The organism is Pseudomonas triticifolii (genome assembly GCF_014358015.1).
Classification (GTDB): domain Bacteria; phylum Pseudomonadota; class Gammaproteobacteria; order Pseudomonadales; family Pseudomonadaceae; genus Aquipseudomonas; species Aquipseudomonas triticifolii.
This window is the reverse complement of record NZ_JACONV010000029.1, coordinates 23,300-46,321: the sequence shown is the minus strand read 5'-3', so window position 1 is coordinate 46,321 and position 23,022 is coordinate 23,300. Positions and strand designations below refer to the sequence as shown.

Below are 23,022 nucleotides of genomic sequence, written 5' to 3'. Positions count from 1 at the left end.
TGTCAAACTCTTTTTTCTCACCGCTGTCGATTCAAACAAACTCGACCTACTTCCTCGCTGACCTCATCCGATAAACCTTTGCAACTCATTGAATCGCAAGGCTTTTTCGTTTCCGTCTGCGCCGGAAGTGGGGCGAATTATAGACACATCACAGAGCGCGTCAACCGTTATTTTGAACTTTATTCAGAAACGAGGGTTACGCGCCCAAAAGCCTTCTTCCCGGCCTGGCAGACATGCGTAGCACCCAACTTGAAGATAAAGCTGCGATCAACGACTTCACCATCTATACGCACACCACCGGAAGCCAACAGATCACGAGCAACCGCAGAGTTCTTTACCAGGCCTGCCTTGTTAAGGACGGCCGAGATTGGCATGTCTTCAGCAGCACCCAAGGAAATCTCCGGCAGATCGTCAGGCAGCTCACCTTCCTTCATACGGTTGCCCGCAGAGCGGTGCGCATTGGCAGCAGCTTCCTCACCATGGAAACGGGCAACCAGCTCTTCTGCCAGTTTGATCTTGATGTCACGCGGATTCGCGCCCGCTTCACAATCAGCCTTGAAGCCTTCGATCTCTTCCATGGAACGGAAGCTCAGCAGCTCGAAGTAGCGCCACATCAGCGAGTCAGGCATCGAGACCAGTTTGTTGTACATGATGCCCGGCGCTTCCTGGATACCGACGTAGTTACCCAGGGACTTGGACATCTTCTTGACGCCGTCCAGACCCTCGAGCAGCGGCATGGTCAGAATGCACTGCGGCTCCTGACCATACGCACGCTGAAGCTCACGCCCCATCAGCAGGTTGAACTTCTGATCCGTGCCACCCAACTCGACGTCGGCGCGCAACGCGACCGAATCGTAGCCCTGCACCAGCGGGTAGAGGAATTCGTGGATAGCGATCGGCTGGCTGCCTTTATAGCGCTTGTCGAAGTCATCACGCTCCAGCATGCGCGCGACGGTGTACTGCGAAGACAGTCGGATGAAGTCTGCAGGGCTGAGCTTGTCCATCCAGGTGGAGTTGAAGGCAACTTCAGTCTTGGCAGGATCAAGGATCTTGAACACCTGAGCCTTGTAGGTTTCTGCGTACTCCAGAACCTGCTCACGAGTCAGTGGCGGGCGAGTGGCACTCTTGCCGCTCGGATCACCGATCATGCCGGTGAAGTCGCCTATCAGGAAGATGACCTGATGGCCCAGCTCCTGGAACTGACGCAGCTTATTAATAAGGACGGTATGACCCAGGTGCAGATCGGGCGCCGTCGGGTCGAATCCGGCCTTGATGCGTAGCGGCTGGCCGCGCTTGATTTTGGCGACCAGTTCGGCCTCGACCAGGAGTTCATCCGCGCCGCGCTTGATCAGCGCCAGCTGCTCTTCAACCGACTTCATATCAGCCCCCAATTTAAAGGGAACCAACCATACAAGATCAGAGCCCAATTACAAGTTTTTGCCCAGCACTCGCCCACGAATAAGGAAGGGATTCGTGGGAAGGGTTGCTTCGGGCAGGTTTTGGTTATATTTTATACAGTTATTTCATCTTCATCATGTCATTCATCTTTTCCTTTTCACCTTTTTCAAAGTCAAAATTACCTATGATAGACACACCGCCTAAAGCGCCCCCGCTTTATCCGAAGAGTCATCTGCTCGCTGCAAGCGGCATCGCCGCCCTGCTGAGCCTGGCTCTTCTGGTTTTCCCTTCCAGCGAAGTCGAAGCCAAACGTACCAATCTGGTTCTTGATCTGGAGATGCCGTCAGATCCGAACGCACAGGATCAAGACGCTCCAGAAGCCGCACAAGCCACACCTGAAAGCGTTGAATCGCCATTTGCCCAGATCGATGATGCTGAAGAGCAGACGTCAGAGACGGCGAGCACTCAACCCGAAGCGAAGAAACCGCTCCCGGACGCGGCTAAAAACCCTAATCATCGGGAAGTCGTCGTCGCCAAGGGCGACACGCTGTCTACTCTCTTTGAAAAGGTAGGCCTTCCAGCCACCACGGTTCATGAAGTCCTCGCCAGCGACAAGCAATCCCGGCAGTTCAGCAAGCTGCAAAACGGTCAGGTCCTCCAGTTCGAGCTCACGCCTGATGGACAGTTGAAACAGCTGCATACCAAACTCAGCGAACTCGAAACCATCAGCCTGTCCAAAACGGCGGCAGGCTTCACTTTCAACCGCGAAGTCAGCAAACCCAACGTCCGTAATGCCTATGTTCATGGCGTGATCAACAGCTCGCTTTCGCAGTCGGCGCAGCGCGCAGGCCTGACCCACAGCATGACTATGGATATGGCCAACATCTTTGGTTACGACATCGACTTCGCACAGGACATCCGCAAGGGCGATGAATTCGACGTCGTCTACGAGCAGAAAGTGGTCAACGGCAAGAGCGTCGGCACCGGCAACATTCTGTCGGCGCGCTTCACCAACCGCGGCAAGACCTATACAGCGGTTCGCTACACCAACAAGCAGGGCAACACCAATTACTACACCGCCGATGGCAACAGCATGCGCAAGGCGTTCATCCGTACTCCGGTGGACTTCGCCCGCATCAGCTCGATGTTCTCCATGGGCCGCAAACACCCGATTCTCAACAAGATCCGCGCCCACAAAGGTGTCGATTACGCAGCGCCACGTGGCACGCCAATCAAGGCAACCGGCGATGGCAAGGTGATTCTTGCTGGTCGTCGCGGCGGCTACGGCAACACCGTGATCATTCAACACGGCGATACCTACCGTACGCTCTATGGCCATATGCAAGGCTTCGCCAAAGGCGTACAAACCGGTGGATCGGTCAAACAAGGTCAAGTGATCGGCTATATTGGAACAACCGGCTTGTCGACAGGCCCGCACCTGCATTATGAATTCCAGGTCAACGGCGTACACGTCGACCCGTTGGGTCAGAAACTTCCGATGGCGGATCCGATCGCCAAGTCCGAAAAACAGCGGTTCATGCAGCAAAGCCAACCGTTGATGGCGCGTATGGACCAGGAAAAGGCCACCACGCTGGCCTCGAATAAAAGGTAATCCATGGCCTTCTTCTATATAGGTGTGATGTCCGGCAGCAGCCTCGATGGGATTGATATCGCCCTATTGGAGCAGGATGACCGACCAAGACTTCTGGCGACCCACTACATTCCCATGCCGGAAGACCTGCATGCGGAACTGCTCGGCCTCTGCTCAAGTGGCACAGATGAACTCACGCGAGCCGCACTTGCCGAGCAGAAGTGGTGTCGTCTGGTCGCCCAGGGTGTGTTGACCCTGCTTGAGGAGCAGAACATGGTGGCCGGTCAGATCCGTGCCATCGGCAGTCATGGCCAGACCATCCGCCACGAGCCTGCACGCGGTTTCAGTATCCAGATCGGCAACCCTGCGCTGCTCGCCGAGCTGACCGAGATCACTGTGGTCAGCGACTTCCGCCGTCGCGACATCGCGGCAGGTGGTCAGGGCGCACCGTTGGTGCCCGCTTTCCACGAAGCCCTGTTCGATGACAACAAGGAGCATCGCGCGGTGCTCAATATCGGGGGGTTCAGCAACCTGAGTCTGATCGAGTCCGATCGCCCGGTTTCGGGTTTCGATTGTGGCCCTGGCAACGTATTGCTTGATGCCTGGATCCAGTCGCAGCACAATCGGCCCTATGACGAGGATGGCGCATGGGCTGCCAGCGGGAAGGTTGACGCAGCGCTGCTGAAAACGCTGCTGAGCGACCCATTCTTCCTGACCAAGGGGCCGAAAAGCACCGGCCGTGAGGTGTTCAACCTTGGCTGGCTGCATCATCATCTGTTCCAGCTGCCAACCCTGGCGCCTGAGAACGTGCAGGCCACGCTGCTCGAGCTGACTGCGCTTACCATTACCGAATCCTTACAGTCCGCCCAGTCCAGCACCATGGAACTACTGGTCTGCGGTGGTGGCGCTCACAACATTGCGCTGATGAACCGACTGGCCGAACTGCTGCCCAACACCCGCGTCAGCAGCACAGCCAAGTTCGGGGTGGATCCTGACTGGGTTGAAGCCATGGCGTTTGCCTGGCTGGCGCACTGCTGCCTGGAGAGCGTACCGGCCAATCGGCCGACGGTCACCGGTGCCAAGGGCCTTCGCGTGCTGGGGGCTATCTACCCCGCCTGACGCCAGACGCCAGAATGAAAAACGCCGCTCAATGAGCGGCGTTTTCATGACTGCGATGCGTTGTCAGATCGAGAACGACGACCCACAACCGCAGGTCGTGGAAGCATTCGGGTTCTTGATCACGAAACGCGAACCTTCCAGCCCTTCCTGATAATCCACCTCGGCACCTGCCAAGTACTGGAAGCTCATTGGATCGACCACCAGGCTAACGCCTTCGCGCTCGACAATGGTGTCATCGTCTGCAACGTCTTCATCGAACGTGAAGCCGTACTGGAAGCCGGAGCAACCGCCACCGGTCACGAAGACACGCAGTTTAAGGCGATCATTGCCCTCTTCATCGACCAGAGACTTCACCTTGTGCGCTGCACCTGGGGTGAATTCCAAAGCCGTCGGAGTGAAGGATTCGACACTCATGTCAGATATCTCCCGGCGTTAAGCCGTCGTAATGCGTAATAACGGGCATTATCCGCTTGTCCCAGAAAATCGGTCAACTATTTGCAGAGCAGCGGCAAACGAAGGTTATGGTCCGCTTGCCGCCCGATTCAGAACTTACGGCATCATCCCGGCGTGTGACAGGCCCAGACGCTCGTCCAGACCGAACATGATGTTCATGTTCTGAACCGCCTGACCTGAAGCGCCCTTGACCAGATTGTCGATAACCGACAGCACGACGACCAGATCGCCACCCTGCGGGCGATGCACCGCGATGCGACAGACGTTGGCGCCGCGAACGCTGCGTGTCTCGGGATGGCTGCCGGCAGGCATCACATCCACGAAAGGCTCATCGGCGTAACGTTTCTCGAACAAGGCCTGTAGATCCACCGAGGTATCAGTGACCGTAGCGTACAGGGTCGAATGGATACCACGAATCATGGGCACCAGATGCGGAACGAACGTCAGTCCCACATCGCCACCGGCTGCGCGGCGCAGGCCCTGGGTGATTTCAGGCAGGTGACGGTGACCTTTGACGGCGTACGCCTTGAAGCTTTCGTTGGCTTCCGAGTACAGCGAGCCGATGCTAAGCCCGCGCCCGGCACCGCTCACACCCGACTTGCAGTCGGCAATCAGCCGCCCGTTATCAGCAATGCCCGCTTCAAGCAGCGGCAGGAAACCCAACTGAGTGGCGGTCGGGTAGCAACCGGGCACCGCAATCAGGCGTGCCGTCTTGATCTGCTCACGATTGACTTCAGGCAGGCCGTAGACCGCATCTTTCAAGAGTTCTGGAGCACCATGGGGCTGGCCATACCATTTGGCCCACTCATCCGAGTCCTGCAGACGGAAGTCGGCAGACAGGTCGATCACCCTGGTGCCTGCGGCCAACAATTCACCGGCCAGCGCGTGAGCGACGCCATGCGGTGTGGCGAAAAACACGACATCACACGCGCCCAGTGTCTGAACGTCCGGAACGCTGAATGCCAGACCGTCGTAATGGCCTCGCAGGTTCGGGTACATGTCGGCGACAGGAAGACCGGCCTCCGAGCGAGAAGTAATCACCACCACTTCAGCTTGCGGATGCTGTGCCAACAGACGCAGCAGTTCGACCCCGGTGTAACCCGTGCCACCGACGATACCGACCTTGACCATAACCTGCCCTCAACGAAACAACTGGAAAGCGGTCGATAATATGGGCCTATGGCGTCTGCGACAACCGACAACGTGACGTATGGACACCCAAGCCTCTACTATTCGGCCACCGTGAACCTGGGAATAACTGAAAATGCTCTATTTATGGATCAAAGCACTGCACATCATTTCAATGGTCTGCTGGTTTGCAGGTCTCTTTTACCTGCCACGGCTGTTTGTTTATCACTCGATGAGCGAAGACAGCATCAGCCGCGACCGCTTCTGCATCATGGAGCGCAAGCTGTACCGAGGCATCATGGGACCTGCGATGATCGCGACCCTGATCTTCGGCGGCTGGCTGATCAGCTTCAACCCAAGCGGCTATTTCAGCCAGGGCTGGATGCACGCCAAGCTTACGCTGGTGGTATTGCTGATCGGTTACCACCACGTTTGCGGCGCGCAGGTCAAACGCTTCGCCCGCGGCGAGAATGGTCGTAGCCATGTGTTCTACCGCTGGTTCAATGAAGTTCCGGTTCTGATCCTGATTGCCATCGTCATTCTGGTCATCGTCAGACCTTTCTGAGCGTGGTGACACAGGCTGTATAACAGGTGCCCCACGCGGCGGCGCCTGGTTCGCTCTCACTTCAAGACAAGGAAGCCCTGTATGGCCGATACCCACTTCAAGATCGTCTTTGAAGGTCAGGTGCGCCCTGGCGTTGAACTCGAGGTGGCGAAAGCCAATCTCGCCAGGCTGTTCAGCAGCGAAACCGCGGCTGTGGAAAAACTGTTCAGCGGACACCCTGTCGCCCTCAAGCGGGGTCTGCCCCATGAAGAAGCCGAACGCTACATGAACGCGCTCAATGAAGCAGGCGTCGAAGCGCGTATCGAACCGGATCCAGCCATCAGCCTGAGCATTGATAAAAAAGAAGTTCAACCACCCGCCTCGCCTTATGCCCCGCCCAAATCGCAGGTCGGAACGGAGTTTGCGGAGTCGTCCACGCTCAAGGTGTTCGGTATTCAGGGACGTATCGGCCGTCTGCGCTATCTGGCGTGGATTCTGGTCCTCAGCGTGACCTTATTACCGCTATCGCTCATCACAGTCAGTTTCATGACCCAGTCATTGGTGGCCGGCGGGCTGCTGTTTGCGGTTCTGCTGATGGCGTACGCACTCCTCGCCGCTCAAATGGGTATCAGGAGACTCCACGATATCGGCTGGTCGGGCTGGCTTTTACTCCTGAACCTTGTGCCCTTCGTAGGAAGCTTTTTTCCGATCCTGATGACGGCCATACCCGGCACCAAAGGCCCGAACAAGTACGGAGCCCCCCAGCCGCCCAACACACGTGCTGTCAAGATATTGGCCGGACTCTGGGTCTTGTTGATTCCTCTGATTATTGTGGGCAGCCTTTCCGGCGGCATGGATACGCTCAAGAACGAACTGGACGTTCAGACAGACGAATACGAACAGTCCCTGCCCTATGACGATGAAGCAGAGCGAGACGGCGTTCAAACGAACGCTGACGATGTGGAAAAATCGCCCGAACAAGACACCGATAAGCAATAAAGGGCTCGCAGCCCGGTAAACTGCCGACCGCATTATGCTCAATGGAGAACTGCATGACCCGTTACGCCCTGATCACTGGCGCCTCCAGCGGCATCGGCCTGGCCATGGCCGAGGCACTAGCGCGCCGTGGCCGCAGCCTTATTCTGGTCGCTCGCCAGCGGGATCAGCTGGAAACCATCGCACTGGAGCTGACGCAGCGCTTTGGCGTGGAGGTGCTGTTTCGCGCATGTGATCTGGGCGAGCCGTTACGGCTTTCAGGGTTCCTGCTTGAGCTGGAAGACGGCGCGCATCAGATCGACCTGTTGGTCAACGCAGCGGGCATCGGCACGTGTGGCCCGTTTCTGGCTCAGGACTGGGGCGCAGAACAGGACCTGATCGACCTGAACATTCTGGCGCTTACACGTCTGTGTCATACCGTCGGTAACCTGATGGCGATTCAAGGCGGCGGGCAGATTCTCAATGTCGCGTCCGTAGCGGCGTTTCAGCCAGGTCCGTGGATGAGCACGTATTACGCGAGCAAGGCTTACGTCCTGCATTTCTCCGAAGGCCTGCGCGAAGAAGTTAAGAAAACCGGGGTCAAGGTGTCGGTACTGTGCCCTGGCCCGACCCGCACCGCGTTCTTCCGCACAGCGCAACTTAAGGTCAACACTGAAAACATGATCAGTGCCGAAGAAGTTGCGCTTTACACCGTACGGGCCCTGGCAAAGAATCGCGCCGTGATCATACCCGGCTGGCGCAACAGACTCTGGACGTTCAGCCCACGCCTCGTCTCGCGCTGGCTGGCACGGCAAATCAGCGGCTACATCAACAAGTCATGCTGCCCGCGCTGATGGACAAAGGGCTGGGCGAGGTCTCCCTCGCTCAGTACACTCGGTCGCATCGATAACCTGCAGATAATCATCAACCGACAAGGAGCACACGGCTGTGGATACTTTGTTCACCAAGATCATCAATCGGGAAATTCCGGCAAAGATCATCTATGAAGACGATCAGGTGCTGGCCTTCCACGACATCGCCCCTCAGGCTCCCGTGCACTTTCTGGTTATCCCCAAAAAGCCCATCCGTACACTGAATGATCTGACCGAGGACGACAAAGGTCTGGCCGGTCATATCCTGTTCACGGCGCAGCGTCTGGCCAAGGAGCAGGGCTGTGAAGACGGTTTTCGTGTGGTCATGAACTGCAACGAGCTGGGTGGACAGACCGTTTATCACATTCACATGCACGTGCTGGGTCAGCGTCAGATGAACTGGCCGCCGGGCTGAGTCCGCTTTTACGCAGAGTTCGCCTTGCCCGCTTGCGCCATGGAAGCTGGCAGGGCGGCACATCCCCAAACCCTCTCCTGCCGATTCGGGTAAACTGCCTCCCATGGACCTAACCGGAGGTGCCCATGGCTACCGAACGTCACTACTCCCCCATTGACCGCCTTTTAATGCAAGCCGATAGCGCGATGCGTACGCTGCTGCCGTCGAGCGCGCACTCACAGCGGCCGTCGCCTGCCATCGTGCAGCCTGATCGCACCCTGAGCGATGTCGAAACGCGCCATGTCGCGGGCATGATGCGCATTAACCATACAGGCGAAGTCTGTGCCCAGGCGCTGTATCAGGGGCAGGCGTTGACCGCCAAACTGCCCAAGGTACGCAAAGCCATGGAGCACGCTGCCGAAGAAGAAATCGACCATCTGGTCTGGTGCGAGCAGCGCATTCATCAGCTTGGCAGCCACACCAGCGTGTTGAATCCATTGTTCTACGGCCTGTCTTTCGGTATCGGTGCAGCGGCTGGCATGATCAGCGACCGGGTAAGCCTGGGGTTCGTTGCCGCGACGGAAGATCAGGTCAGCAAGCATCTGAGTGAACACCTTGAACAGCTGCCGGCCGAGGATGAGAAGTCTCGAGCGATCCTCGAACAGATGCTCAGCGATGAACAGCATCATGCCGAATCTGCGCTGGAGGCAGGCGGTTTTCGCTTTCCGGCACCGATCAAGTTCGGCATGAGCATCCTGGCCAAGGTCATGACCAAGAGCACCTATCGCATCTGACCGGATCACACGCACAAAAAAGGCGCCCTTAACAGGCGCCTTTTTCGTTGCGGCAGTGCGTGCCGGTCAATGCAGTTGCATTCAGACCGCTACGTTACGGCCGTAGAAGATCTCGAGCATCTCGTGCTTGACCTTCGCGGTGACCTGTTCACGCTGTTCAGTCGACAGGTTGCTGGTCGCATCGCCGAACAGGTAGTTGTCCAGTTCGAACTCTTTGAGCAGCATCTTGGTGTGGAACAGGTTTTCCTGGTACACGTTCACGTCGGTCATCTGGTAACCGTTGCGCGTGTCTTCGGACAGGTAGTTCTGGATCGAGTTGATCTCGTGATCGATGAAGTGCTTCTTGCCTTCCACGTCACGGGTAAAACCACGCACGCGATAATCGACGGTCACGATATCGGACTCGAACTTGTGAATCAGGTAGTTCAACGCCTTGAGCGGTGAAATAACGCCACAGGTCGACACATCGATATCCACGCGGAATGTGGCAATGCCATCCACCGGGTGAATTTCGGGGTAGGTGTGAACCGTGATGTGGCTCTTGTCCAGGTGAGCCAGAATGGTTTCCGGCAGTGGACCTGGCGACTCTTCGATCTGGCTTTCGGTAGGCGTTACCGGCTGCTCGGAGATCAGAATGGTCACACTGGCACCCTGAGGATCGTAATCCTGACGTGCGATGTTCAGGATATTGGCACCAATGATATCGACAACATCGGTCAGAATCCGCGTCAGGCGTTCTGCGTCATACACACTGTTGATGTATTCGACGTACGCCTGCTGGTCCTGCGGGGTTTCCGCATAGCAGATGTCATAAATGTTGAAGCTCAAGGTCTTTGTCAGGTTATTGAACCCGTGGAGCTTGAGTTTGCTTTTCACCGTTAAAAACTCTCTATATGTGTGCGGCGCCAGCCGCGTGATCAAGCATGCCCGTCAGATGAGTCCGGCTCAGCTGCGTAGGACGGTTAACACCTCTTCGCGTTGGCGATTTTGGTTGTCTGCTCGGGCACAACAGCAGAAAACCCATGCATGCTGCGCCCTGAAAAAGTGGCGCATTATGCAGACGTCCGAAGCCGTCTGCCAGAGTGTGCGCCGTTTTTATGATCGTTGGATGTCTGGACGTCAGCCCAGTTCGACGATTTCATAATCGTGAGTGATCTTCACGCCCGCATTACCAAGCATGATCGAGGCCGAGCAATACTTTTCTGCAGACAGCTCGATTGCCCGTTTGACCTGGGCTTCTTTCAGCCCTCGACCTTTAACGACAAAGTGCAAATGAATGCGGGTGAAGACTTTCGGGTCTTCGTCAGCGCGCTCGGCCTCAAGAAACGCCTCGCAACTTTCGACCGGCTGACGAGACTTTTTGAGGATGCTCACCACGTCGAAGTTGCTGCAACCGCCCAGACCGATCAGGACCATTTCCATGGGTCGAACGCCCAGGTTGCGACCGCCGCTTTCAGGCGGGCCGTCCATGACCACAACATGCCCGCTGCCGGACTCGCCGAGGAACATGGCTTCGCCAGCCCATTGGATGCGTGCCTTCATCGCCAAGACTCCACTGCTAAAAAAGGGTCGCCAGCTTAGCATAGGGCTGCTCTAGCGCCCGGCTGCGTAAAGAAAAATGGGATGTGTAGCTAATGTGTAGGAAGTTTCGTAAATTGAGCCCGCCATTCGTCGAAAAGCTGGCGATATTGCAGGTGCAGCCGATACCTACAGGTATGCCATTTGGCGAAGGTCTTTTTTCGGAAGTTACGCATGGTCGCGATCACACTTACATCAAAAACAAAGAGTCTGGACAAGCTTCTTCCCCACGCACAACGTCGTCGCTGCGCAGCCAAAAGCAACATCATCAATGCCGGTGACAGTTCTGAGTCGTTGTTCTTGATTATCAAAGGATCAGTCACGGTTCTGATCGAGGATGATGAAGGCCGGGAGATGATTATCGCCTACCTCAACAGCGGAGATTTCTTCGGCGAACTGGGTCTTTTCGAACAGCCCGGCCATGAATCGGTACGCAGTGCCTGGGTGCGCGCCAAGACCGAGTGCGAAGTGGCTGAAATCACTTATATGAAGTTTCGTGAGCTGACTCAGCAGGAGCCGGAAATCCTTTACGCCCTTGGCAGCCAGATGGCGGATCGCCTGCGCAACACCACACGCAAGGTGGGCGACCTGGCATTTCTGGATGTCACCGGCCGCGTAGCGCGGACGCTTCTTGACCTGTGCAGGGAACCGGATGCCATGACCCATCCTGATGGCATGCAGATCAAGATCACCCGGCAGGAGATCGGACGCATCGTGGGCTGTTCGCGGGAGATGGTAGGACGCGTGCTCAAGGCGCTGGAAGAGCAGAGCCTGATCAACGTCAAGGGCAAGACCATGGTGGTGTTCGGCACGCGTTGATCGCAGCCCGTCACAACTGCGCGAGCAGTTGCCGGTAGGATCGGATCAAGCGCTCAAGGACATCCTCTTGGGCAAACACTTCCTGCAGGGCTATGTGGCTTTCAGCGCGAACTCTGGCATCGAGTTCACACAGTTCATTGAAGCGGTTGACCGCAGCCACCATGGGCACACGCTCGTTCTCCAGCAGTAACGCGGCATGAGCCAGCACGACGGGCCGTGATCCACCCTGACTTTGGCGCCAGCGCTGGGCCGTGCCGACCATCTTGCGACCATTGAGGTTAACGTTGAAGCGGCCGTCACAGAACGCACCTTCGACCTCACCCAGCGAAGCCTGTCCTCCCAGCTCAACCAGCAGATCAAGAATCGGCTGACAAAGACGTCGATAGGCCGTCTCGATCCGGTCGCGATCCACGTCAGTTGATGGCTGCGCGTAGACCAATGCAATGTTCACCGTCGCCGATGACTGTGGCACCGGCTCACCACCGGTTTCTCGCAACAGAATCGGCCAACCGTTATCGGACAGGGTTTCACTGGCTTCGACAAAGCCCGGCAAGCGGCTCATGCGTCGCGGCATGACCAGTGCCCGATCATTGGGCCGCCAGAACAGCAACCCGTGATCGGACTCACCCGCCCCCACCGAGGCCAGGAGATCCTGCTCAATCTGCAGGCCTTTTTCCACACAGATATCGATGATCGAGTCCGACATGCTGGGCCTCTGGGTGATGGTCAGTCTGAGCGCTGTCAGTCGAGCGTCGAGCCGCTTACCGGGCCGCCACGCTCAGGAAAGAACAGACGCTGCAATTCGGTTCCCGGATGTTCGGCGCGCATGAACGCCTCGCCCACCAGAAACGCGTAGACGTCACTGATTTCCATCAGTTCGACATCAGCACGATTGAGGATGCCACTTTCGGTGATCACGATCCGGTCACGAGGAATGCGTGGCAGCAGGTCCAGCGTGGTTTCCAGACTGACGTCGAAGGTGTGCAGGTTGCGGTTGTTGATACCGACCAGCCGGGTGTCGAGGGTCTTGAGCGCGCGATCAAGCTCGTCACCGTCGTGCACTTCGACCAGCACATCCAGCCCGACGCCCTTGGCGACAGCGGCCAGCTCGGCCATCTGCCCATCGTCCAGCGCCGACACGATCAACAGGATGCAGTCGGCACCCAAGGCACGCGCCTCGACGACCTGATAAGGGTCAATCATGAAGTCCTTGCGGATCACGGGCAGGTTGCAAGCTGCACGCGCTTCGCGCAAGTACGCATCAGCACCCTGAAAGAAATCGACGTCGGTCAGAACTGACAGGCAGGTTGCGCCACCCGTTTGATAACTTCTGGCGATGTCTGCCGGCAGGAAGTTCTCGCGGATCACGCCCTTGCTCGGCGAAGCCTTCTTGATCTCGGCAATGACCGCAGGCTGTTTCTTTTTGACCTGCGTGATCATGGCCTCGGCAAAACCTCGTGGCGCGTCGGCCGCAGCGGCCTGCTGTTCCAGTTCAGCCAGGCTGACGATGGCGCGACGGGCCGCGATTTCCTCGGCCTTTCGGGCGAGAATCTTTTCCAGTACGGTTGGTACGCTCATCCTTCATTCTCCTGTTTGAACACTGCCGTGAAGGCGCCCAACTCTTCCAGTTTTTCCCGTGCAAGGCCGGTGTGCAACGCATCATGCGCCAGTGCCACGCCTTCTTTCAGGCTGGTGGCATGGTCAGCGGCATAAAGCGCAGCGCCGGCATTGAGCACAATCATTTCAGCCGCTTTCTGGCCGTTCTCGGTCTTGCGACGCCCCAGAGCATCACGAATCAGCTCAAGCGAGGCCGCCGGACCTTCGACCGCCAACCCATACAGGCTCTGGCTCTTGATGCCCAGGTCTTCAGGCTGCACCCAGTATTCGGTCACTTCGCCGTTCTTGAGTTCCGCGACAAAGGTCGGAGCAGCCAGGCTGAACTCATCCAGACCATCCTGCGAATGCACCACCAGCACATGCTTGCTACCCAGTCGCAGCAGCACCTCGGCCAGAGGACGGCACAGCGCCTGATTGAATACGCCCACGACCTGGTGGCGAACGCCAGCCGGATTCGTCAGCGGGCCAAGCATGTTGAACAGGGTGCGCAAGCCCAAGTCACGGCGAGGGCCGGCGGCATGCTTCATGGCGCGATGGTGAGACTGGGCAAACATGAAGCCGATGCCGACGCTGTCAATGCAGCGTGCAACCTGGACCGGCGTCAGGTTCAGGTAAACGCCCGCGGCTTCCAGCAGATCGGCACTGCCGCTCTTGCCCGAAACCGCGCGGTTGCCGTGCTTGGCCACGGTGCAGCCCGCTGCTGCGATCACAAAGGCGGAAGCCGTCGAGACGTTGAAGATATTGGCGCCGTCGCCGCCAGTACCGACGATATCGACAACACCGTCCAGGGTTTGCAGCTCGACCTGATCGGCCAGCTCACGCATCACCGACACCGCGCCGACGATCTCGTCGATGGTCTCGCTTTTCATGCGCATGCCCATCAGAAACGCACCGATCTGCGATTCAGTGCACTGCCCGGTCATGATCTCGCGCATGACGTCACGCATCTCGTCAGTGGTCAGGTCCAGCTGGTTGACCACGCGGTTCAGCGCGCTTTTGATATTCATGGGGGTATTCATAAAAAGTCCTTAACCCTGACGACTGCCGCCGCGCTGCTTGAGGAAATTGGCGAACAGCTCGTGGCCCTGCTCGGTCAGGATCGACTCGGGGTGAAACTGCACCCCTTCGACGTTCAGTGTCTTGTGACGCAGGCCCATGATTTCATCGACCGAACCGTCGTCATGTGCCGTCCATGCAGTCACTTCCAGACACTCTGGCAGCGTATCCAGCTTGACCACAAGCGAGTGGTAGCGCGTGACGACCAGAGGATGGTTCAGACCTTCGAACACGCCCTGGTCTTCGTGGATAACCGGGCTGGTCTTGCCATGCATGACCTGACGCGCACGCACCACGTCGCCGCCAAACGCCTGACCAATGGACTGATGCCCCAGGCACACACCCAGAATCGGCAATTTGCCCGCGAAGTGAGTGATCACCTCCAGCGAGACACCGGCTTCATTGGGTGTACAAGGACCGGGCGAGACCACGATACGCTCAGGGTTCAAGGCTTCGATCTGGGCGATGGTCAGCTCGTCATTGCGGATGACCTTAACGTCGGCACCCAGCTCACCGAGGTACTGCACAACGTTATAGGTAAAGGAATCATAGTTATCGATCATCAGCAGCATTTTGCTATTAGCCTTTTGAATTTACTGACTTTGTTCAGGCCTTCAGATCGCCATTCGCTCAAGCATCCGCCTGTTCAGCCACATCGAATGACGTGACAGTGGCGGGAGAACATGACGAATTGAAGACATACAGGTGCGGATCCGGCAGGGCCGGCAAGGAAATAGTCAGGCGCGCCAACGCCAGCGGGCGTGAGCCTTGATAACGCGCATCAAGAGTTTGCTGACAATCGTCACGGAAGGGGTCTCATCGGTACGTTTCGGGACATTAGCGTACCCGGCTGCGCGGTGCAATATGATTGTAAGGTAGCCAAAGGCTATTCATTGATGTCAAAAGTACCGAGCGCGCGCGCGTGCTTTTCCATGAATGCACGCACTGGGCAGCATAATTTACCTCAGTGATAGGCCAACCACTGGGCGGTAACTTTCGATAGCACTGGCGGTCATGAAGAGGCTTGCTACGTTTCCTAGACAGAATAAAAACACAGGAAAGGATCTTTTATCATGATCACGACATCAAGGCGCTGGCCCTTTGCGGCCTGTCTGCTTTCGCTGGCCTGCAGCACGGCCGTTGCCGCGCCCTACTCGACCATGGTGGTGTTCGGCGACAGTCTGGCCGACGCAGGGCAGTTCCCCGACACCGGCGGGCCTGCCGGTTCCACGCTGCGCTTCACCAACCGCGTCGGTCCGACGTACCAGGATGGCAGCGGCGAGGTCTATAACCTCAACTCGTCAACACTCATCGGCAGGATGCTCAATGTACCCGCTGGCGATCTGGCAGCCTCGACCTCGCCGGTCAATGCCGCGCTGGGCCTGCCGGATGGCAACAACTGGGCGGTGGGCGGCTATCGGACCGACCAGATTCTGGATTCGATCACGACGCGATCCGACGCGGTGACGCCCATCTCCAATGGCTCGCAGACCGTCCTGCGCAGTCGCACCGGCTATCTTCCGGCCAACGGACTGCGCGCTGACCCTAACGCGCTGTATTACCTGACCGGGGGCGGCAACGATTTCCTGCAAGGTCGTGTGTTGAGTGCCGGCAGCGCAGCACAAGCTGCCAATCAGCTGGCTGACAGCGCGCAAGCCCTGCAACAGGCCGGTGCGCGCTACATCATGGTCTGGTTGCTGCCGGATATCGGTAAAACGCCAGCCTTGAGTGGTTCGCCACTGGCTTCGGCAACTTCGGCACTCAGCGCGGGTTTCAATCAGCAACTGGTCAGCCGACTGGCACAGATCAATGCCCAGATCATCCCGCTGAATGTTCCGTTGCTGATCAATGAAATCCTCGCTGAACCGGCACGCTTCGGGTTCGACCCCAACGAAAACCTGGTCAGTACCTGTTTTAGCGGCGACAGCTGCCGGGAAAGCACTACCAACGGCAGGTCCAGTGCGACACCGAATCCGAGCCGGTTGTTCTTCAATGATAGCGTCCACCCGACCGAGGCCGGCCAGCGATTGCTGGCTGACTATGCGTATTCATTATTGTCGGCGCCCTGGGAAATCTCCCTGCTGCCGGAAATGGCCAACAGCACCTTGCGTGCTCATCAGGACGAGCTGCATGCCCAGTGGCTCAGCGACTTCGGTCACTGGCAGGCGGTGGGTCAGTGGCAAGGCATTCTCTCGGCGGGCGGTCAGAAGCTCGACATTGATGCACAGGACACCTCGGCCGATGCTGACGGCAAGGGCTACAACCTGACCATCGGCACCAGTTACCGCTTCGCGGAGCATTGGCGCACAGGCGTGGTTGCCGGTGCCTATCGCCAGAACCTTGAGGCAGGCCCAAGAGATTCGGACTACAAACTCAACAGCTACATCGCCACTGCGTTTCTGCAGTATCAGGCCAATCACTGGTGGGGCGATCTGGCAGCGTCCGGCGGCAAGCTGGATTACGAGAACGCAGAGCGCAAGTTTGCGCTGGGCGTGAGCGAGGGTCAGGAGAAAGGCGACACCAAGGGTGAACTGTGGGCAGTGAGCGCGCGCGTCGGTTTTGACATTGCGGGCATGGCCAGCCGCTGGCACCTGTCGCCCTTCATCAGCGCGGATTATGCGCACATCGATGTGGACGGCTACTCCGAGGAAGGTGCTCGCTCGACGGCCCTGACCTTTGGCGATCAGACACGCAAGTCAAAACGCGCAGGCGTCGGTTTGCAGGGCAAGTTCGACGTCACGCCATCGACCCAGCTCTGGGGAGAAGTGGCGCGTGAACGGGAGTTCGAAACCGATCAGCAGAACGTGACGATGTCGCTTAAAAGTCTGCCCTCCATCGACTTCACGCTGGACGGCTACACCCCGCAACGCAACCTCAATCGAGCCACGCTGGGCGTCAGTCAGAAACTCACTCAGGACCTGACGCTGCGCGCCAACTACAACTGGCGCAAAAACGATGACGTGACTCAGCAAGGCGCGAACGTGGCGTTGAGCCTGAACTTCTGATCGGATGTCAGTTGCTGATCGTTCCCGCGCGCGACGCAGGAACGATCAGTAGCGTTCGGTCTCAGGCAAAGCGAGCTGAAGCGCTCACTCCGCCGCCGTCTGCTCCGCCAGTGCCACGGCACGGAACATTGCACGACGCTTGTTGAGCGTTTCTTCCCACTCCAGCGCAGGCACCGAGTCAGCCACAATCCCGCCGCCGGCCTGCACATGCAGCTCGCCGTTCTTGATCACAGCAGTGCGAATCGCGATGGCGGTGTCCATATTGCCGTTCCAGGCAAAGTAGCCCACTGCCCCGCCATACACGCCGCGCTTGACCGGCTCCAGCTCGTCGATGATTTCCATGGCGCGAATCTTCGGTGCGCCCGACAGCGTGCCCGCTGGCAGAATCGCCCGCAGCGCATCCATTGCCGTCAGGCCTTCTTTCAACTGGCCGGTGACATTGGAAACAATGTGCATCACATTGGAATAACGCTCGATGACCATCTTCTCGGTCAGTTTGACCGTGCCGATCTCCGAGACCCGACCGGTGTCGTTACGACCCAGGTCGATGAGCATCAGGTGCTCGGCGATTTCCTTGTCATCGGACAGCAGGTCTTTTTCCAGCGCCAGGTCAGCTTCTTCGTTGGCGCCACGTGGGCGTGTGCCAGCAATCGGGCGTACCGTGATCAGATTGTCCTCGACCCGCACCAGCACTTCCGGCGAACTGCCGACGACATGGAAGTCGCCGAAGTTGAAGAAGTACATGTAAGGCGTCGGGTTGAAGCAGCGCAGCGCCCGGTACAGATCGATAGGCGCGGCCTTGAAGTCGATGGACATGCGTTGCGACGGCACGACCTGCATCACGTCGCCCGCCAGGATGTACTGCTTGATGGTATCGACCGCGGCTTCGTAATCGTCCTGCGTGAAGCTTGAGCGAAACACCGGATCAGGCGCAGGCGGTCGATCCAGGTCCAGCCCACGACGCGGCGTGATGGGCTGGCGCAGTTTATCCATCAGTTCATCGAGCTGCTTGCGGCCGTGCTCGTAGGCATCCTGCTGCGCCGGGTCGACCAGCACGATGGCGTGCATCTTGCCCGCCAGGTTGTCGAACACCACAACCGCATCGGAGACCATCAGCAGGATATCGGGCACGCCCAGCGGATCCGGGTTCGGACAGTTCGCCAGACGCTTCTCGACGTAGCGCACGCAGTCATAACCGAAGTAGCCCACCAGCCCGCCATTGAAACGCGGCAGACCGGCAATGGTCGGCACGTTGTAGCGCGCCTTGAAGGCTTCCACGAACGCCAGCGGATCGTCGGCTTCATGGCTCTCGATCTCGACGCCGTCGTGGGTAATGCTGACGCGATGACCGTGCACGCGCATCACGGTGCGGCAGGGCAGACCGATGATCGAGTAACGCCCCCATTTCTCGCCGCCCTGCACCGACTCCAGCAGATAGGAGTTGGGCTGGTCAGCCAGCTTCAGGTAGATGGACAGCGGCGTGTCAAAGTCGGCCAGGGTTTCGCGGGCAAGCGGAATGCGGTTGTAGCCGTCAGCGGCCAAACGCAGGAATTCTTCACGGTTCATGAGCAACCTCGTGGTTTGAGGAACAATCGGTCAAATAGGCAAACGTACCGGCGAGCCGGCCAGGATCAAGTCAGGCGCGCCAACGCCAGCGGGCCAGGGCCTTCATGACTTTCATCCAGAGTTTGCGAGTGACCACCACGATGGAATCTCTAAGGGAGGGACGTTCGATGTCGGGCAACAGTATCTCAGCGTCCTGATCCAGGCAACCGGGAATCAGCTTGCGCAGATCATCGATCACCATGGCCGGAGATTCCTCGGCAATCGGGCGACCGTGGTTGTAGCCATAACTCAACGCAACACAGGCCACACCAGCGGCCTTGGCCGCCTGCACATCGCTGCGCGAGTCGCCGACAAACAGCGACTGTGAAGCGGGCACACCGGCCATTTTCATGACAAAGAACAGCGCAGCAGGGTCGGGCTTCTTTTGCGGCATGGTGTCGCCACCCACGATCCAGCGAAAGAATCGCCCCAGCTTCATCTCATCGAGCAGCGGCGCAACGAAGCGCTCCGGCTTGTTGGTGATGAGTGCCATCTCCACGCCCATCTTCTGCAACCACTTCAGGGTTTCACGCACGCCGGGGTAGACCACGGTGAACTCGTGCTTTTGCGCGTAGGCTTCCATGAACAGCTCAAGCCCGCGTTCGGTCAGTGCGTCATCAACGCCACTGTGCTCGATGTCATTGGCCAGCGCCCTGCGCACCAATACCGGAGCGCCGTTGCCGACCCAGGCACGAACCGACTCAAGCCCCGCCGCCGGACGATCGAGTTGCAGCAGCATCTTGTCCACGGCCACGGCCAGATCCGGCACGGAGTCCACAAGGGTTCCGTCCAGATCGAACATGATCAGCCTGGGCAGTTGACCTGCAAACAGCTGCTCGAAGCCGCTCATGCGCGGGCAGACGCCAGTTCGGCATGCATTTTCTCGATCACTTCACGGTAATCGGGCGCGTTGAAGATGGCCGAGCCGGCCACAAATGTGTCAGCGCCAGCCGCTGCGATTTCACGGATGTTGTTGACGTTGACCCCGCCATCGATCTCCAGACGGATGTCGCGGCCCGATGCATCGATCAACGCACGGGCCTCGCGCAGCTTGTTGAGCGTGCCAGGAATGAACTTCTGACCACCGAAGCCCGGGTTAACGCTCATGAGCAGGATCATGTCGACCTTGTCCATGACGTACTCCAGCAGGTTCAGCGGCGTGGCCGGGTTGAACACCAGACCCGACTTGCAGCCGCCTTCGCGGATCAGCTGCAGCGAGCGGTCGATGTGCTGGGTGGCTTCGGGGTGGAAGGTAATGTAGGTCGCACCGGCCTCGATGAAGTCGCCGATGATGCGATCCACAGGGCTGACCATCAAGTGCACATCAATAGGTGCTGTTACGCCGTATTTACGCAGCGCGCTGCACACCATCGGACCAATGGTCAGGTTCGGTACGTAGTGGTTGTCCATGACATCGAAATGCACGAAGTCCGCGCCAGCGGCCAGAACATTGTCGACTTCCTCACCCAGACGGGCGAAGTCAGCGGAAAGAATCGATGGGGCAATAACGAAGGGCTGCATGGCGCACCTGTTTGAGCAGAATCACGGTGGCGCGCATTGTACTCCAACGTTTCTCAATATGTCGCAGGTGCACTTTTCAGGTGTCTCTCTCGCGACCAACACATTAGCTTGCTCGCGAGAGGACAGTCCGTTCGCTGCTGATGTGGCGACTGGACTACAGCTTTCGCGAGCAAGCTCGCTCCCACAAGAAATGCATCGGCCGAAAACTGCCTGCCAGATTGAATGGGCTTCGGCGCGGCGCTGTCTCGCGGCCAATACATTAACCGTGGGAGCGAGCTTGCTCGCGAAGAGGGCAGTCCGTCAGTTGCTGATGTGACGACTGGACTACAGCTTTCGCGAGCAAGCTCGCTCCCACAAGAAATGCATCGGCCGAAAACTGCCTGCCAGATTGAATCGCGCAACGGCATCAAGCCGCTTGCGTCCTCAACTTCTCGCTGCGCCCACGCAGCCATTCGAGCACCAGCAGCAACACCACCGAAAAGCCGATCAGCAAGGTCGCCGCTGCAGCGATGGTCGGGCTGAGGTTTTCGCGAATACCGCTGAACATCTGGCGCGGCAACGTGGCCTGCTCCGGACCGGCGAGGAACAACGTCACCACCACCTCATCGAACGACGTTGCGAAGGCAAACAGCGCGCCGGAAATCACCCCTGGCGCGATCAAGGGCAATGTCACCCGGCGAAACGCTGTCAGCGGCGACGCACCCAGGCTGGCCGCCGCACGCACCAGATTGTGGTTGAAACCCTGCAGGGTCGCCGACACCGTGATAATCACAAACGGCACACCCAGCACCGCATGCACCAGAATCAGCGAGGCGTAGCTGTTGCCCAGTCCAAGCGGCGCGAAAAACAGGTAGCTGGCCACACCGACAATGACCACCGGCACCACCATCGGCGAAATCACGAGCGCCATGACCAGCGCCTTGCCGGGAAAGTTGCCCCGCGTCAGCCCTATCGCCGCCAGTGTGCCGAACACCATGGCCAACAGGGTCGCAGCCGGGGCGACGATCATGCTGTTCTTCAGCGCCCGCATCCACTCGGCAGAGTTGAAGAAGTCCTGATACCACTGCAGCGAAAAGCCCTGCAGCGGATAGACCAGAAAGCTGCCGGAGTTGAACGACAACGGCACGATAACCAGCACCGGCAGCACGAGAAACAGCAGCACCAGCGCACACAGGATGCGCAGGGCGTAGTACCAGATGCGCTCGATCGGCGATGTGTAGGAATTCAACATGGTGACGCTCCTCAGCTCAGACGCAGGCGGCTGGCGCCGACCAGCCAGCTATAAATCAGATACAGCACGATGGTCGCCAACAGCAGCAGGCCGCCCAGCGCCGTGGCCATGCCCCAGTTGATGCTGGTGTTGGTGTAGAACGCCACGAAGTAACTGACCATTTGATCGTTTGGGCTGCCCAGCAAGGCCGGGGTGATGTAGTAGCCGATCGACAGAATGAACACCAGCAGGCACCCCGCGCCGATACCGGCATAGGTCTGCGGGAAGTACACGCGCCAGAAGCTGGTGAACGGGTGGCAGCCAAGAGAAATCGCAGCGCGCATGTAAGTCGGTGAGATGTTCTTCATCACGCTGTAGATCGGCAGGATCATGAACGGCAGCATGATGTGAACCATAGAGATGTACACGCCGACCCGGTTGAAGACCAGCTCCAGCGGCTTGTCGATGATGCCCATCGCCAGCAGCGCGCTATTGATCAGACCACTCGATTGCAACAGCACGATCCACGCAGCAACGCGCACCAGAATCGAGGTCCAGAACGGCAGCAGCACCAGAATCATCAGCAGGTTGCTTTGGCGGGACGGCAGGCTGGCAAGCAGATAGGCCAACGGATACGCCAGCACCAGACAGATGACGGTAATGACCAGCCCCATCCAGAAGGTGCGGGCGAAGATGTCCAGGTAGATCGCTTGATCGGGGGTCGCGGGGGCCACTTCACCGAGGTCATCGATGCGATGATCCAGGGCGGCCAACACGTAAAAAGGCGTGATGCTGCTGGTGTTGCGACGCACAGCCTGCCAGTAGGCGGGGTCGCCCCAACGTTCATCCAACGCTTCAAGCGCTTCTTTATAAGAGGCGGGCTCAGTCTTGAACGGCAAGGCACGAGCCGTCTTGCTCAACAGGCTGCGATAGCCGGCAAGCTCAGTGTTCAGGCGTCGGGACAGATCGCCCAAGGTCGAATTCTTGCGGGTTTCAGCCAGGTCCAGGCTCATTGCCTTGTAGACCGACTCGGGCGGCAGCCCTTTTCCATCCCATTTCTGGACTTCAATCACGGTGCTCGGCAAGGCGGTAACGACTTCCGGGTTACCCACGCTCTTGTAGAGCAGCGCGGCGATGGGCACCAGAAACACCAGCAGCAGAAAGATCACCAGCGGAGCGATCAGTGCTTGGGCCTTCCAGCGATTGACTCGCTCTGCACGCGCGAGACGTTGCTTCAAGTTGGGGCTGGCGCCTTCAGTCAGGGGCACGGCGGTGGCCATAGCGAACTCCGGAATCTTTCAACGAAGAGGGTGTTCCCTGGGTCAGGGAACACCCGGATCTAA

At 58.3% G+C, this 23,022-nt stretch carries 23 protein-coding genes; 9 read left to right on the top strand and 14 right to left on the bottom strand.

Annotated features, from left to right (window positions below; genetic code table 11):
* Positions 1-179 precede the first annotated feature (179 nt).
* Positions 180-1,379 (bottom strand): tyrosine--tRNA ligase, encoded by a 1,200-nt coding sequence (gene tyrS, locus H8S56_RS22925; protein ID WP_024687677.1) that lies wholly within the window; start codon positions 1,377-1,379, stop codon positions 180-182.
* A 203-nt stretch (positions 1,380-1,582) separates the two neighbouring features.
* On the opposite strand from tyrS, the gene H8S56_RS22920 reads away from it, so the two are divergent.
* Together H8S56_RS22920 and H8S56_RS22915 are read left to right on the top strand one after the other, a co-directional pair.
* Positions 1,583-3,010: a peptidoglycan DD-metalloendopeptidase family protein gene (locus H8S56_RS22920; protein ID WP_024687678.1), complete on the top strand. Its 1,428-nt coding sequence runs from the start codon at positions 1,583-1,585 to the stop codon at positions 3,008-3,010.
* Between the two features lie 3 nt (positions 3,011-3,013).
* The gene (locus H8S56_RS22915) at positions 3,014-4,108 is read left to right on the top strand and encodes an anhydro-N-acetylmuramic acid kinase (protein WP_024687679.1); all 1,095 of its coding nucleotides are present in this window, start codon (positions 3,014-3,016) and stop codon (positions 4,106-4,108) included.
* A gap of 63 nt (positions 4,109-4,171) precedes the next feature.
* Here H8S56_RS22915 and erpA read toward each other — a convergent pair whose 3' ends face one another.
* Complete coding sequence (gene erpA, locus H8S56_RS22910) at positions 4,172-4,522, bottom strand: iron-sulfur cluster insertion protein ErpA (RefSeq protein WP_004885454.1); 351 nt, start codon at positions 4,520-4,522, stop codon at positions 4,172-4,174.
* 135 nt (positions 4,523-4,657) lie between these two features.
* Positions 4,658-5,692 (bottom strand): N-acetyl-gamma-glutamyl-phosphate reductase, encoded by a 1,035-nt coding sequence (gene argC / locus H8S56_RS22905; RefSeq protein WP_187519872.1) that lies wholly within the window; start codon positions 5,690-5,692, stop codon positions 4,658-4,660.
* A 133-nt stretch (positions 5,693-5,825) separates the two neighbouring features.
* Between argC and hemJ the strand changes: the two genes are divergently transcribed.
* The 5 genes from hemJ to coq7 all read left to right on the top strand — a co-directional run bounded on the left by hemJ (position 5,826) and on the right by coq7 (position 9,268).
* Complete coding sequence (gene hemJ / locus H8S56_RS22900) at positions 5,826-6,254, top strand: protoporphyrinogen oxidase HemJ (RefSeq protein ID WP_024687681.1); 429 nt, start codon at positions 5,826-5,828, stop codon at positions 6,252-6,254.
* 81 nt (positions 6,255-6,335) lie between these two features.
* A complete protein-coding gene (locus H8S56_RS22895) occupies positions 6,336-7,232 on the top strand; it encodes a DUF805 domain-containing protein (RefSeq protein WP_187519871.1) in 897 nt (298 codons plus the stop codon).
* Between the two features lie 53 nt (positions 7,233-7,285).
* Positions 7,286-8,062, top strand: coding sequence for an SDR family NAD(P)-dependent oxidoreductase (locus H8S56_RS22890; protein WP_024687683.1), 777 nt, complete (start codon positions 7,286-7,288; stop codon positions 8,060-8,062).
* Positions 8,063-8,156: 94 nt separating this feature from the next.
* Positions 8,157-8,495, top strand: coding sequence for a histidine triad nucleotide-binding protein (locus H8S56_RS22885; RefSeq protein ID WP_187519870.1), 339 nt, complete (start codon positions 8,157-8,159; stop codon positions 8,493-8,495).
* A gap of 125 nt (positions 8,496-8,620) precedes the next feature.
* Entirely contained in the window at positions 8,621-9,268 is a 648-nt protein-coding gene (coq7, locus tag H8S56_RS22880) for a 2-polyprenyl-3-methyl-6-methoxy-1,4-benzoquinone monooxygenase (protein WP_024687685.1), read from the top strand.
* Positions 9,269-9,349: 81 nt separating this feature from the next.
* Here the strand turns inward: coq7 and speD are convergent, their stop codons facing one another.
* Together speD and H8S56_RS22870 are read right to left on the bottom strand one after the other, a co-directional pair.
* Positions 9,350-10,144 (bottom strand): adenosylmethionine decarboxylase, encoded by a 795-nt coding sequence (speD, locus tag H8S56_RS22875; RefSeq protein WP_004885441.1) that lies wholly within the window; start codon positions 10,142-10,144, stop codon positions 9,350-9,352.
* Positions 10,145-10,387: 243 nt separating this feature from the next.
* Positions 10,388-10,810, bottom strand: a complete 423-nt coding sequence (locus tag H8S56_RS22870; protein ID WP_024687686.1) for an OsmC family protein — start codon at positions 10,808-10,810, stop codon at positions 10,388-10,390.
* 210 nt (positions 10,811-11,020) lie between these two features.
* Between H8S56_RS22870 and crp the strand changes: the two genes are divergently transcribed.
* Positions 11,021-11,665 carry a cAMP-activated global transcriptional regulator CRP gene (crp, locus tag H8S56_RS22865; RefSeq protein ID WP_187519869.1) on the top strand — a complete coding sequence of 215 codons (645 nt, stop codon included), beginning with the start codon at positions 11,021-11,023 and terminating at the stop codon, positions 11,663-11,665.
* A 10-nt stretch (positions 11,666-11,675) separates the two neighbouring features.
* Here the strand turns inward: crp and H8S56_RS22860 are convergent, their stop codons facing one another.
* Genes H8S56_RS22860 through H8S56_RS22845 form a run of 4 tightly spaced genes read right to left on the bottom strand, consistent with a single transcriptional unit; the run spans position 11,676 to position 14,910 of the window.
* Positions 11,676-12,371, bottom strand: a complete 696-nt coding sequence (locus tag H8S56_RS22860; RefSeq protein WP_024696202.1) for a lipoate--protein ligase family protein — start codon at positions 12,369-12,371, stop codon at positions 11,676-11,678.
* Between the two features lie 35 nt (positions 12,372-12,406).
* Positions 12,407-13,243 carry an indole-3-glycerol phosphate synthase TrpC gene (gene trpC / locus H8S56_RS22855; protein WP_187519868.1) on the bottom strand — a complete coding sequence of 279 codons (837 nt, stop codon included), beginning with the start codon at positions 13,241-13,243 and terminating at the stop codon, positions 12,407-12,409.
* Positions 13,240-14,289 carry an anthranilate phosphoribosyltransferase gene (gene trpD, locus H8S56_RS22850; RefSeq protein WP_024687690.1) on the bottom strand — a complete coding sequence of 350 codons (1,050 nt, stop codon included), beginning with the start codon at positions 14,287-14,289 and terminating at the stop codon, positions 13,240-13,242. Before trpD ends, trpC begins: the two co-directional genes overlap by 4 nt.
* Before the next feature lie 21 nt (positions 14,290-14,310).
* The gene (locus tag H8S56_RS22845; RefSeq protein WP_024687691.1) at positions 14,311-14,910 is read right to left on the bottom strand and encodes an aminodeoxychorismate/anthranilate synthase component II; all 600 of its coding nucleotides are present in this window, start codon (positions 14,908-14,910) and stop codon (positions 14,311-14,313) included.
* A 501-nt stretch (positions 14,911-15,411) separates the two neighbouring features.
* Between H8S56_RS22845 and estP the strand changes: the two genes are divergently transcribed.
* A complete protein-coding gene (gene estP, locus H8S56_RS22840; RefSeq protein WP_187519867.1) occupies positions 15,412-17,343 on the top strand; it encodes an esterase EstP in 1,932 nt (643 codons plus the stop codon).
* Positions 17,344-17,427: 84 nt separating this feature from the next.
* On the opposite strand, the gene trpE is transcribed toward estP, so the two are convergent.
* The 5 genes from trpE to H8S56_RS22815 all read right to left on the bottom strand — a co-directional run bounded on the left by trpE (position 17,428) and on the right by H8S56_RS22815 (position 22,959).
* Positions 17,428-18,909: an anthranilate synthase component I gene (trpE, locus tag H8S56_RS22835; protein ID WP_187519866.1), complete on the bottom strand. Its 1,482-nt coding sequence runs from the start codon at positions 18,907-18,909 to the stop codon at positions 17,428-17,430.
* A 70-nt stretch (positions 18,910-18,979) separates the two neighbouring features.
* Positions 18,980-19,798 (bottom strand): phosphoglycolate phosphatase, encoded by an 819-nt coding sequence (locus H8S56_RS22830; RefSeq protein WP_187519865.1) that lies wholly within the window; start codon positions 19,796-19,798, stop codon positions 18,980-18,982.
* Positions 19,795-20,469, bottom strand: a complete 675-nt coding sequence (rpe, locus tag H8S56_RS22825; RefSeq protein WP_122696433.1) for a ribulose-phosphate 3-epimerase — start codon at positions 20,467-20,469, stop codon at positions 19,795-19,797. Before rpe ends, H8S56_RS22830 begins: the two co-directional genes overlap by 4 nt.
* A 406-nt stretch (positions 20,470-20,875) precedes the next feature.
* Positions 20,876-21,700, bottom strand: a complete 825-nt coding sequence (locus tag H8S56_RS22820; RefSeq protein WP_187519864.1) for an ABC transporter permease — start codon at positions 21,698-21,700, stop codon at positions 20,876-20,878.
* An 11-nt stretch (positions 21,701-21,711) separates the two neighbouring features.
* Positions 21,712-22,959 (bottom strand): ABC transporter permease, encoded by a 1,248-nt coding sequence (locus H8S56_RS22815; RefSeq protein ID WP_024696347.1) that lies wholly within the window; start codon positions 22,957-22,959, stop codon positions 21,712-21,714.
* Positions 22,960-23,022 lie beyond the last annotated feature (63 nt).

Bases quoted from the DNA above. Each gene is read 5' to 3' on its own strand.
- tyrS (WP_024687677.1), bottom strand. From the start codon at position 1,379: ATGAAGTCGGTTGAAGAGCAGCTGGCGCTGATCAAGCGCGGCGCGGAT.
- H8S56_RS22920 (WP_024687678.1), top strand. From the start codon at position 1,583: ATGATAGACACACCGCCTAAAGCGCCCCCGCTTTATCCGAAGAGTCAT.
- H8S56_RS22915 (WP_024687679.1), top strand. From the start codon at position 3,014: ATGGCCTTCTTCTATATAGGTGTGATGTCCGGCAGCAGCCTCGATGGG.
- erpA (WP_004885454.1), bottom strand. From the start codon at position 4,522: ATGAGTGTCGAATCCTTCACTCCGACGGCTTTGGAATTCACCCCAGGT.
- argC (WP_187519872.1), bottom strand. From the start codon at position 5,692: ATGGTCAAGGTCGGTATCGTCGGTGGCACGGGTTACACCGGGGTCGAA.
- hemJ (WP_024687681.1), top strand. From the start codon at position 5,826: ATGCTCTATTTATGGATCAAAGCACTGCACATCATTTCAATGGTCTGC.
- H8S56_RS22895 (WP_187519871.1), top strand. From the start codon at position 6,336: ATGGCCGATACCCACTTCAAGATCGTCTTTGAAGGTCAGGTGCGCCCT.
- H8S56_RS22890 (WP_024687683.1), top strand. From the start codon at position 7,286: ATGACCCGTTACGCCCTGATCACTGGCGCCTCCAGCGGCATCGGCCTG.
- coq7 (WP_024687685.1), top strand. From the start codon at position 8,621: ATGGCTACCGAACGTCACTACTCCCCCATTGACCGCCTTTTAATGCAA.
- H8S56_RS22870 (WP_024687686.1), bottom strand. From the start codon at position 10,810: ATGAAGGCACGCATCCAATGGGCTGGCGAAGCCATGTTCCTCGGCGAG.
- crp (WP_187519869.1), top strand. From the start codon at position 11,021: ATGGTCGCGATCACACTTACATCAAAAACAAAGAGTCTGGACAAGCTT.
- H8S56_RS22860 (WP_024696202.1), bottom strand. From the start codon at position 12,371: ATGTCGGACTCGATCATCGATATCTGTGTGGAAAAAGGCCTGCAGATT.
- trpC (WP_187519868.1), bottom strand. From the start codon at position 13,243: ATGAGCGTACCAACCGTACTGGAAAAGATTCTCGCCCGAAAGGCCGAG.
- trpD (WP_024687690.1), bottom strand. From the start codon at position 14,289: ATGAATATCAAAAGCGCGCTGAACCGCGTGGTCAACCAGCTGGACCTG.
- H8S56_RS22845 (WP_024687691.1), bottom strand. From the start codon at position 14,910: ATGCTGCTGATGATCGATAACTATGATTCCTTTACCTATAACGTTGTG.
- estP (WP_187519867.1), top strand. From the start codon at position 15,412: ATGATCACGACATCAAGGCGCTGGCCCTTTGCGGCCTGTCTGCTTTCG.
- trpE (WP_187519866.1), bottom strand. From the start codon at position 18,909: ATGAACCGTGAAGAATTCCTGCGTTTGGCCGCTGACGGCTACAACCGC.
- H8S56_RS22830 (WP_187519865.1), bottom strand. From the start codon at position 19,798: ATGAGCGGCTTCGAGCAGCTGTTTGCAGGTCAACTGCCCAGGCTGATC.
- rpe (WP_122696433.1), bottom strand. From the start codon at position 20,469: ATGCAGCCCTTCGTTATTGCCCCATCGATTCTTTCCGCTGACTTCGCC.
- H8S56_RS22820 (WP_187519864.1), bottom strand. From the start codon at position 21,700: ATGTTGAATTCCTACACATCGCCGATCGAGCGCATCTGGTACTACGCC.
- H8S56_RS22815 (WP_024696347.1), bottom strand. From the start codon at position 22,959: ATGGCCACCGCCGTGCCCCTGACTGAAGGCGCCAGCCCCAACTTGAAG.